We start from the raw sequence: 10,112 nt of genomic DNA, 5'->3' as shown, positions 1-10,112 counted from the left end.
TGGGGAGTGGCGCATCTGGGGCGAGAAGTGGTTCTGCTCGAACGCCGGAGCGGATGTCCACCTGGCGCTGGCGCGGCCGGAAGGGGCGCCGCCGGGCACGAAGGGGCTGGGGATGTTCCTGGTGCCGAAGGTGCTGCCCGACGGGAGCCGCAACCGGTACGTCATCCGCCGACTGAAGGAGAAGCTGGGCTCGCGCTCGATGCCGACGGGTGAGTACGAGTTCGAGGGCGCGACCGGGTACGTCGTGGGGGCGATCGACCGCGGGTTCGCGCAGATGGCCGAGATGATCAACGTCTCGCGGCTGAGCAACGGGATGCGGGCGGCGGCGCTGATGCGTCGGTCGCTGCTGGAGGCGGTGGTCCACGCGCGGGGGCGTTCGGCCTTCGGGAAGGCGCTGTTCGACCTGCCGCTGGTGCGGGAACAGCTGTTCGAGATGGTGCTGGATTCACAGGCAGCGCTCTCGATCGTGCTGTTCGCGGCGCAGGCGCTGGACCGGGCGGACGCGGGTTCGGAGCACGACGAGCTGGTGGTGCGCATTACCACGCCGCTCATCAAGTATGCGAACTGCCGGCGGGCGCGCTGGACGGCGGGGATGGCGATGAACCTGCGCGGCGGGAACGGGTACATCGAGGAGTGGGTGAACGCCCGGCTGCTGCGGGATGCGCACCTCGGGAGCATCTGGGAGGGAGCGGAGAATGTGGTGGCGCTGGACGTGGCGCGTGCGGCGCAGCGGAACGGGGCTGATGCAGCGCTCTTCGGGGAGCTGGAGGAGCGACTGCGGGGCGTGGAGGACCCGCTGGCGCGCGGGGAGGCCGCGGCCATGCTGGAGCAGCTGGCGGCAGTGCGGCACCGCTTCGAGCGGCTGCTCGAAGCGGGTGAGGAGGAGCGGGAGGCGAAGATGGCCGCGATGTGCGACCGGCTGGCGGCGGCAACCTGCGCCGCGCTCCTCACCGCAGAAGGCGACCTCGAAGCCCGGGCGGGCGCGGGCTACGGCAAGCTGCTCGTGGCGCGGGAGTACCGCCGCCGGTACGTGGAGCGGGTCGACCCCCTGGAGCTGAGCACAGCGCCGCTGGGGTGGCTGGACGCGCTGGCGGATGGGTCGCCGGTGCCTGCCGGGTCGCTCGGCTAGGGCGTCGGGCACCTCGGCGGCCGCAACCTACCCCTGCCGGCTGTAGTCCCAGGAGATGTAGCGGGTCGGGGTGACCTCGATATACGCGGTATCGGGGCCGACCTCCGTGGGGAGCTGCTCCTCCGGGACGCCGCGGCGGCGCATGGCTTCGCGGCGGAGCCGGAGGGTCTCGGCGGGGTCGGTGATCACGCGGCCGGTACCCTGGATGCAGACCCCCTTGATGTCCTGCATGGTGGTGCCGGACTCGAGCATGAGCGAGACGCGGGGATTGCGCTCGACGTTTTTCGTCTTCTGGGTGCCCTTGCGGCAGCCCATGTAGATTTTGTCGCCGAGGCGGAAGTAGCCGATGGGGACGGTGTGGGGGTGGCCTGAAGGCGAGATGGTGGAGAGGGCAATCCAGCCGGGGCGGGAATCGAGGAAGGCGTGGATTTCTTCGAGGGTGAGCCTGGCGGGCAACGGGAACCTCCGTGATGTGGTTCCAGGGCACGTTCCAGTGTGATTTGCGGCGCGCGGGCTGTCGAGTGAGGATTGGGAGGCATCGCTGGAGGGCTGCGCATGGCTGTGTACGTACGGTTCGAACGACGGGATGGCCGCACGGGCGCGGGCCTGTTGGAAGGGGAGACGATCCGGGTTATCGAGGAGCCGTTCTGGGAGGGGACGCGGCCAACCGGCGAGCTGGTGGCGTTGAGTGACGTGCGGCTGCTGCCGCCGTGCTCGCCGCGGAACATCGTCTGCGTGGGGCTGAACTACGCGAGCCACCTGCAGGGCAGGCCGGCGCCGGACCCGCCGACGCTCTTCTTCAAGCCGCTTTCGAGCATTGCCGGGCCGGGGGACGCGATCGTGCTGCCCGCCGGCTGCGGGCGGGTGGACCCGGAAGGGGAGATCGTGGTGGTCATCGGCCGGCAGCTGAAGGGCGCGAGCCGGGAGGAGGCGCTGGCCGGGGTGTTCGGCTACACGGCCGGGAACGACGTCTCGGCGCGGGAATGGCAGCAGCGCGATGGGCAGTGGTGGCGCGCGAAGGGGTCGGACACCTTCGGGGTGTTCGGACCGGCGATTGTGACGGGGCTTCCACACGACGGGCTGGAAGTGGTGACGCGGGTGAACGGGCGGGAGGTGCAGCGGGGGCACTCGACGGAGCTCATCCGCGACATTCCGGAGATCGTCCGGCTGGTGAGCGCGGTGATGACGCTCGAGCCGGGCGACATTATCTACACCGGTACGCCGGGGAGCCCGCCGGAAATCCACCCGGGCGATGTGGTTGAGGTGGAGGTGACGGGCGCCGGGGTGCTGCGCAATGAAGTGAAGGCGGGCTAACGGTCAGGCGGCGCGGGCGGCGACCCCGGCCGGGAGCGGCTCGGCGGCGGGACGGCCGAGGTAGTAGCCCTGGAAGTAGTCTGCGCCGGCCTTTCGGCACCACGCGAGTTCCCCCGGCGTCTCGATGCCTTCGGCCAGGGTGACCATGCCGAGCGAGCGGGCCAGTTCGATGATGCGGGCGGTGATGCTCGCCCGGTAGGGGTCGGTATCGACGTTGCGGATGAGCCCCATATCGATCTTTACGACGTCGGGGCGCACGCGCTCGAGAAGGGCAAGGGAGGAAAAGCCGCTGCCGAAATCATCCAGGGCGACGCGAAAGCCGGCAGCCCGGTAGACGGAGAGGATGGCGGCGAGGTGGTTCATATCGTTGATGCGCTCGGTTTCGACCACCTCGAAAACGATCCGCTCCGGCCTGATGCCGGCGGATTTGACGGCCTCGACGGTTGAGCGAAGGCAGAAGGCGGGGTTGTAGATGGCGGCCGGGGTGAAGTTGATGAAGAGGTCGCCGGCGCGGGCAGCGGGCGCGCCGTTCCGGATGTGGGTGAGCCGCGCCATGCGGTCGAGCGCGAAGAGCAGCTGGCCCGTGGTGGCAGCGCCATAGAGGGCACCGGGCGGGATGGAGGGCGCACCATCGGGTCCGATGCCGCGCAGGAGGCATTCGTGGGCGACGAGGCGCCCATGTGCATCGAAGATCGGCTGGAAGGCGCTGGCGAGGCGGCCGGCGCGCAGCACTTCGACCAGCCAGTCGGCATCGATGCGCTGGAGCAGGCGGTCGAGCGGTTCGAGGCGCAGGAGGGCTGCGGGACCGGGAGGTTCGCCCGGCCCAAGGAGGAGGCCCCGTGCGTTGGCGAGTTCAAGCTGCGGGAGGGCATCGCGGACCATTGCTGCCAGGGGAGACAGCTCACCGGGCCCGAAGCCTGCGGACAGGGTGCCGGGCAGGTCGCAGGTGACGGAGTACCCCTCGGCTCGCAGTCGGTCGGCAAGCAGGCCGGCGAGCGGTTCGAACGGGGGCACCACCAGCAGGGAGCCCGCGGGCGGGAGCGGCCCGGGCAGGTTGCAATCGGAACAGGCGGACAGGGCACGAACCTCCGGGATGGTTCCGCCCTCGACTATCGGCGCGGCGGTGGAGATTCTGAAGCCCTAGTGGTGGCCGTGGACGAGGGATAGGAATTCGGCGCGGGTGACGTGGGAGGACTTGAAGTCGCCGCGCATGGCGCTGGTGACCATCCGGGAGCCCGGCTTCTTGACGCCGCGCATGGTCATGCAGAGGTGTTCGGCTTCGATGACGACGGCGACGCCATCGGGCTGGAGGACATCCTGGATGGCCTCGGCGATCTGGCTGGTGAGCTGCTCCTGGATCTGGGGGCGGCGAGCGTAGCCTTCGACCACACGGGCGAGCTTCGAGATGCCGACGACGCGGCCATCGGGGATGTAGCCGACGTGGGCTTCGCCGTGGAACGGCAGGAAGTGGTGCTCGCACATGCTGTAGAAGGGGATGTTGCGGAGGATGACCATTTCATCGTGGGCGACTTCGAAGCCGACGCGGAGGTGCTCGCGGGGGTCGATGAAGAGCCCCTCGAAGATCTCGGCGTACATTTCGGCGATGCGGCGCGGGGTGTCGATGAGGCCGTCTCGGGTGGGATCATCGCCGATGGCTTTGAGCAGTTCGACGACGGCGGCGCGGATGCGGGCCTGATCGGGCCCGGTAGCAGCTGTGGTCAAGGCGGGGCTCCGTACAAGGATGGAGCGATCGTAGCAGGCGAAGCGGGGACAGGATGTTCGGGGCGTCACGGCGCGGGCCGAACGACCGGGGCGATCGGGGCCGAACGACCGTGCACGAGACGAGCACTCGGCCGGAGACTGAAGGCGACCGTGCGGGGGTTGCTGTGGTACCCCCGCCGGCGGCGGCGCGAAGGCAGGTGAGACTTCCCGGTCCCCCATTCCGGGATGTGCCTTCGCGCCGCTTCGGCGTTTTTGACCCGGTTTAGGGCTCGCGGCAGAGCAGCGCCCGGGCGAGCTGCTGGATTTCGGGCAGGAGGTCCGGGTCGCGGTGGCGGCCGGCCCAGGCGCCGATGCCGAGGGTGGCGGTCATGACGGTGGTGATGAGCATGCGCGCGGCGGCATCTGCGGGGACGGCGCGGAATTCGCCGCTGCGGATGCCGGCTTCGATGAGTTCGGTGAAGCTGCGGAGCAGCCACTCGGCGTAATCGTCGTCGATCGGGCGTTCTTTCGCTGCGAGACGAAAGACGGACACCAGGACGCGCCGGTTCTGGTCGAGGTAGGCGGCCATCGATTCGAGGGCGCGGGAGATGCGCTCAATGGCCGGGGTGTCGGCGGAAACGGCGGACTGGTAGCGTGCGACGGCCTCATCGCGCGATTGGCGGAGGACTTCGCGGAGGATGTCTTCTTTCGAGTGGAAGTAGCCGTAGAGGGTTCCGACGCCGGTGTCAGCCAGTTCGGCGATTTGCTGGATGGAGGTGGCCTCGAATCCCTGCTCGTGGAAGAGGCGGGTAGCGGCTGCGAGGATGGCTGCGCGGGTGCGGGCCTTGCGCCGCTCGAGGCGGCCGGGTGCTGCAGGGGCTGCGGTCATGGTGGCTCCGGTGCGGGGTGGTGTTCGGGCGTGCTGTCGAAGGACGGCGTTCGAACTCGAACAGACTGTACCGGAGGTTCGAGCTGTGGGCGAGCCCGGTGGTCAGGCGGCCTGCTCTTCGCCGAGCGCGTTGCCGATGCTCTCGGGGCTGAGGTCCTCGAAGATGCGGAAGGAGTTGCCGCCGCTCGATTTGACGATGCGCTTTGCGCGGGCGAGGGTCTCGGCGAGGTCTTCGTAGGCGAGGCCGGAAAGCGCGGCGAGCGGGCAGCCCCCGATGGAGGCGGTCAGCACGACGCCCTGGAGTTTGCGGGCGGGGTCAAACCAGTGGGGTTCGGCGAGGGCGCGCTGGCAGGCGAGGCGGAAGGTGGGGAGATCGCCGGCGTGGAGCAGGATGACGAAATCATCGCCGCCCACATGACCGATGAATGGTTCGCGGACGCAGCGGGCGGCGGCATCGGTGAGGATGCGGGCGAGCTGGAGAATCGCGGTATCGCCGTGGGCGAATCCGTGGCGGTCGTTGAAGTGTTTGAAGTTGTCGAGGTCGGCGTAGAGGATGAGCCACTGGCCGGGGTTCGCCCGGAGCTGCTCGACCTGCTGGCGGATGCGCTGGTTGCCGGGGAGGCCGGTGAGCGGGTTGAGGTTGCGGGCCTCGGCCACTTCTTCGGCAAGGACGGCCTGGAGCAGCTCGGGAAGGCGAACGATGCCGGCAGGGGCACCACCATCGAGCACGACGAGGGGGTCCTCCTGGGCTGCGCCCGGCCGTTCGAGGGCCACACGGGCCGCAACGCGCGGTGCAAGGGCGGCATCGACGAGGGTCGCGGGAGCGCACAGGTCGCGGGCGGGGCGCCGGCCGTTGAGGGGGAGGCCGAACTGGCCGGTCATGCGTTCGTAGATGCGCCCGCGGGTGATGATGCCGAGGACCCGGGGGCGGTCCTGCTCAACGACGACGACCGCCTGGAGGTGGAGGTTGGTGTGGAAGAGCTCGAACACGGTGCTGCCGGGGGTGTCGGCGGGGACCGTGGGCGTGATGGTGACGAGGTCGCCGACGCGGGCGGCGAGCGGAAGCTCGCGGCGGCGCCGGTTGGCAAGGCGGATTTCGTTGCGCGCTTCTGGGACGGCGGGTAGAGGGAGCGCCTCCGGCCGCCCGAGGAAATAGCCCTGCCCGAAGTGGGCGCCGAGCTCGACGAAGGCGGCGAGCTGGCCCGCGCTTTCGATGCCCTCGGCGATCAGGCGGGCACCGACTTCTGCCGCCACCGAGGCGATGGCTTCGACCATGGATCGGCGGCCGCGGTCGAATTCGATGTCGCGGGCGAGCCAGCGGTCGAGCTTGATGAAGTCGGGGCGGAGTTCGACGATGGACTGGAGCGAGGACGGGCCGGCGCCGGCATCATCGATAGCGATCAGGAAACCGCAGGCGCGGAAGGCGCTGAGGAGCCGGCGCATGTGGTCGAAGTCTTCGATGGCGTGTTCTTCGGTGATTTCGAGCACGACCCGCTCGGGGTGGAGGCCGTGGCGGCGGACGAACGCCTGGAAGGGGCCCGGGCGCAGGTAGCCGGTTTCGAAGGCGCGCGGTGTGCAGTTGAGGAAGAGCGCCTGGTCGGCGGCGAGGAGCGGGCCGAAGCGCGTGACGGCGGCGACCCGCCAGGCCTGGTCGACCTGGGCGAGGAGATTGGCGGCGGCCGCGGCGGCGAGGAAGTGCTGGGGGTTATCGAGCGGCGCGGGGCATTCGGGGCGGGAGAGAGCCTCGAAGCCGAAGGTCTCGCCGGTGGAGAGGGAGACGATGGGCTGACAGAGGCTGCGGACGGCGCCGGTTTCGAGGGCGTGCTGGACCGTGCGGCGGGCGCTGGCGGCGGTCACGAGGGAGGCGATGGGCGTCGTCATGGGGCCTGCCGGCGGGAAGAGGTTCACCCCCAGTGTCGGAACACCCGCGCCGGCGGCGTATGGGCGTTCAAGAACTGTTCAATGAGCTGTAACGATTGGTCACTGGATTGCCCCCGACGGGTCACGGGGCTGGCGATTGGAGCCGGGAGCGGAAAATGCCGGGATCGCTGCCGGGGATGGGGACGGCGCCGACGGTGCGCTCGTAGAAGGCGGCAGGCCCCACCGAGCCGATGATGGCGTAGGCGTAGCCCTCGGCGGCCATGGCGTGGAGGGCGAGGAGGAGCAGGGCCGCGCCGATGCCGCGGCCGCGTTCGCCCTCCTCCACACCGGTGGGGCCGAAGAAGTCCGGGCGGGTGGCGTGGTAGGCCGCGAACCCGACAGGGCGGCCTTCGCGGGCGGCGACGAAGCAGGTCGCGGGCGACCGCGAGAGCGCGACGGTGACTTCATCGACCCAGCCGGGGAACTCGCGCGCAACGAAGGCGAGGACGGCGGAGCGCTCGAAGGCCTCGGGCCGCCGGCAGGTGATGCCGGCGGCGGCGAGCCGTTCGAGCAGGGGCTCGACCGGCGGGAGGTCGTAGAGCCGGACGAGCATGTCGGTCATGGGGTCAGGCGAGCGCGCCCCCGTCGAGGATGAGGGTCTGGCCGGTCGTGAAGGAGCTGGCCGGGCTGGCGAAGTAGACGACGGCGCCGGCCATTTCGTCGGGTTCGCCGATGCGCTTGAGGGCGCTCGCCTGGACGGAGTTCTTGAGGATGGCTTCGTTTTCCCAGAGGGCGCGGGAGAACTCGGTGCGGATGAGGCCCGGGGCGATGCAGTTGACGCGGATGCCATCGGCGCCCCACTCCTTGGCGCAGACCTGGGTGAGCATGATGATGGCGGCCTTCGAGACGGAGTAGGCGCCGAGACCGGTGGACGCGCGGAACCCGCCGGTCGAGCTGACGTTGATGATGGACCCGCCCTGGCCGTGTTCGAGGATGGCCTCGCGCACAAGCTTGCTGAGGAAGAAGGCCGACTTGACGTTGGTGTTCATGATCGTGTCCCAGGCGCGCTCATCGAGGTTGGCGATGGGGCCGAAGACGGGGTTGGTGGCGGCGTTGTTGACGAGGATATCGATGCGGCCGAGCTGCCGTTTGGTCTCCGCGACGAGGTTTTCGAGGGCGGCCATCTCGCGGACGTTGGTAGGGACAGCGATGGCGCGGCGGCCGGTGGCGCGAATGGCGGCAACCGTCTCTTCCAGCGATTCGGGCTTGCGGGCGGCAACGGCGACATCGGCGCCGGCTTCGGCGAGGGCGATGGCGATAGAGCGGCCGATGCCGCGGCTGCCGCCGGTGACGATGGCGACCTTGCCGGCGAGCGAGAAATCGGCGACGGGCATGGAATCCTCCTGCCTGATGGGGTGGTGCGGGGATTCTGGGGCCGCCGGGGCGTTGTGCGCCAGCCGGCTAGTGGCTCACGAGGTTCCACTCGCCGGTGCGGAGGTGGTGGATATCGTTGAGAGACTGGAGGGCGCGGATTCCCTGCCCCGCGTAGACGATGGAGATCGAGGCGTGGGCCGGCCGGAAGAACATGTCGTAGGGGCTGCCGATGATGTGGCCGATGTAGGCGTTGATGACGCCGCCATGGCAGGCGATGACGACGCGGCGGCCCTCGTTCTCGGCGATGATGGCCTCGACGGCGTTGACGGTGCGCTTTCGGAATTCGAACGAGGATTCCGAGTAGGGATACACATCCCACTTGCGCTCGCGGAGCATGCGCTCGCGGACACCGAGGAGGAGGGCTTTGCCGAGGAATTCGAGCGCGGACTTTTCGGGCGGGATGTCGCGGAAGATTTCGACTTCGCGCAGGTCGTTGATGACGATGGGGTCGAGGCGATGGTGACGGGCGATGGCGGCGCCGGTATCGAAGGCGCGGCGGAGCGGGCTGGCGTAGACGGCATCGACACGGTCCACGCTGAGGCGGGCGGCGACGGCTTCGGCCTGCTGGCGGCCGCGGTCGCTCAGGGGCGGGTCGAAGGTATCGCCGACCGGGCCAGAGCGCGGGTCCGGGACGTACTGCTCGCCGTGGCGAACGAAGATGAGTTCAGTGACGCCTTCGACATCGGTGAGGAAGGCGCGGTCGAAGATCATGGGGGTGCGTGCCTGGCCGCTGGACATGGTGGCTCCGGGGGAGGGGTTTCGCATCGGACTATCCCAGATTGACGCGAGCGGTGAAAGCAGCAGCCGGCCGGTATGATTGGGGCCATGCGGGCGCCGCACGTTTCGGTGATGCTGCGCGGCTGGGACCTGCGGACGGGCACGACCGGTGAGATGGTGCTGGATGCTGCCCGGAGAGCGGAGGCCCTGGGGCTGGATGGGCTCGTGGCGGGCGACCACGTGACGTTCTACGGCTTCGGGAACGACGGGCTGGTGACGCTGACCGCGGCGGCGGCTGTCACTGAGCGCATTGACCTGAAGACGGCGGTGTACCTGCTGCCGCTGCGGCACCCGGTGCCGGTGGCGCTCCAGGTGGCGCAGCTCGACCAGCTGAGCCTGGGTCGGTTCACGCTGGGTATCGGGGTGGGCGGGGAAGACCCGCACGAGTTCTGGAGCTGCGGGGTGGACCCGCGGACGCGGGGAGCGCGGACGAACGAGGCGATTACCATTCTTCAACGGCTCTGGACTGAGGACGGGGTGACGTTCCGGGGCCGGCATTTCGTGCTGGAGGATGTGACGGTCTACCCGAAGCCCACGCGGCCGGTGCCGATCTTCGTGGGCGGGCGGAGCGAGGCGGCGCTGCGGCGGGCGGGGCGGCTCGGGGATGGGTACACCGGCATCTGGCTGACGCCAGAGCGGTTCACAGAGGCCGTCGAGCGTATCCGGGACGAGGCTGCGGCGGCGGGGCGGGAGCCGGGGGCGGTCGAGCCGGGCATGCAGTTCTGGACGAGCGTCGCGGGCGAACGCGGGGAGGCGCGGGAGCGGGTGGCGCGGGCGATGGAGGCGACCTACCGGGTGCCGTTCGAGCGTTTCGAGCGGTATACGCCGTTCGGGACCGCGGAGGAGGTGGCGGCGTTCATCTGGCAGTTCGTGGAGCGGGGTGCCCGGCACGTGAACCTGATCACGGCGCAGGCGACCCCCGAGGAAGCGATCGAGCGGGCGGCGGAAGTGCGGGCGGCGCTGCACGGCCTGGCCGGGTAGGCGCCGGTTCCGCGCTGCGGGGGAATT

11 protein-coding genes are annotated in these 10,112 nt (G+C 69.7%); 3 read left to right on the top strand and 8 right to left on the bottom strand.

Annotation, left to right across the window (positions count from 1 at the left end; translation table 11 throughout):
• Positions 1-1,129, top strand: a 1,129-nt coding sequence (locus VAE46_RS03650) for an acyl-CoA dehydrogenase family protein (RefSeq protein ID WP_322795559.1), incomplete at its 5' end; no start/stop codon positions are given.
• Between the two features lie 27 nt (positions 1,130-1,156).
• On the opposite strand, the gene VAE46_RS03645 is transcribed toward VAE46_RS03650, so the two are convergent.
• A complete protein-coding gene (locus tag VAE46_RS03645; protein WP_322795558.1) occupies positions 1,157-1,585 on the bottom strand; it encodes a pyridoxamine 5'-phosphate oxidase family protein in 429 nt (142 codons plus the stop codon).
• 99 nt (positions 1,586-1,684) lie between these two features.
• Between VAE46_RS03645 and VAE46_RS03640 the strand changes: the two genes are divergently transcribed.
• A complete protein-coding gene (locus VAE46_RS03640; RefSeq protein WP_322795557.1) occupies positions 1,685-2,443 on the top strand; it encodes a fumarylacetoacetate hydrolase family protein in 759 nt (252 codons plus the stop codon).
• A gap of 3 nt (positions 2,444-2,446) precedes the next feature.
• Here the strand turns inward: VAE46_RS03640 and VAE46_RS03635 are convergent, their stop codons facing one another.
• From VAE46_RS03635 to VAE46_RS03605, 7 genes are all read right to left on the bottom strand, one after another.
• Entirely contained in the window at positions 2,447-3,457 is a 1,011-nt protein-coding gene (locus tag VAE46_RS03635; RefSeq protein ID WP_322795556.1) for an EAL domain-containing protein, read from the bottom strand.
• 126 nt (positions 3,458-3,583) lie between these two features.
• A complete protein-coding gene (gene folE / locus VAE46_RS03630) occupies positions 3,584-4,129 on the bottom strand; it encodes a GTP cyclohydrolase I FolE (protein ID WP_416223934.1) in 546 nt (181 codons plus the stop codon).
• 298 nt (positions 4,130-4,427) lie between these two features.
• Positions 4,428-5,033, bottom strand: a complete 606-nt coding sequence (locus VAE46_RS03625; RefSeq protein WP_322795554.1) for a TetR/AcrR family transcriptional regulator — start codon at positions 5,031-5,033, stop codon at positions 4,428-4,430.
• Positions 5,034-5,135: 102 nt separating this feature from the next.
• Positions 5,136-6,914, bottom strand: a complete 1,779-nt coding sequence (locus tag VAE46_RS03620; RefSeq protein WP_322795553.1) for a bifunctional diguanylate cyclase/phosphodiesterase — start codon at positions 6,912-6,914, stop codon at positions 5,136-5,138.
• A gap of 121 nt (positions 6,915-7,035) precedes the next feature.
• A complete protein-coding gene (locus tag VAE46_RS03615) occupies positions 7,036-7,515 on the bottom strand; it encodes a GNAT family N-acetyltransferase (RefSeq protein WP_322795552.1) in 480 nt (159 codons plus the stop codon).
• Positions 7,516-7,519: 4 nt separating this feature from the next.
• On the bottom strand, positions 7,520-8,287 hold the full coding sequence (locus VAE46_RS03610; RefSeq protein ID WP_322795551.1) for a glucose 1-dehydrogenase: 768 nt from the start codon (positions 8,285-8,287) through the stop codon (positions 7,520-7,522).
• Positions 8,288-8,354: 67 nt separating this feature from the next.
• Positions 8,355-9,065 (bottom strand): histidine phosphatase family protein, encoded by a 711-nt coding sequence (locus tag VAE46_RS03605; protein WP_322795550.1) that lies wholly within the window; start codon positions 9,063-9,065, stop codon positions 8,355-8,357.
• Between the two features lie 87 nt (positions 9,066-9,152).
• On the opposite strand from VAE46_RS03605, the gene VAE46_RS03600 reads away from it, so the two are divergent.
• Positions 9,153-10,085, top strand: a complete 933-nt coding sequence (locus tag VAE46_RS03600; RefSeq protein WP_322795549.1) for an LLM class flavin-dependent oxidoreductase — start codon at positions 9,153-9,155, stop codon at positions 10,083-10,085.
• Positions 10,086-10,112 lie beyond the last annotated feature (27 nt).

Origin of the sequence: Tepidiforma sp. (assembly GCF_034433535.1) — a bacterium.
GTDB lineage: Bacteria > Chloroflexota > Dehalococcoidia > Tepidiformales > Tepidiformaceae > Tepidiforma.
This window is presented reverse-complemented; position numbering and strand designations above follow the sequence as displayed.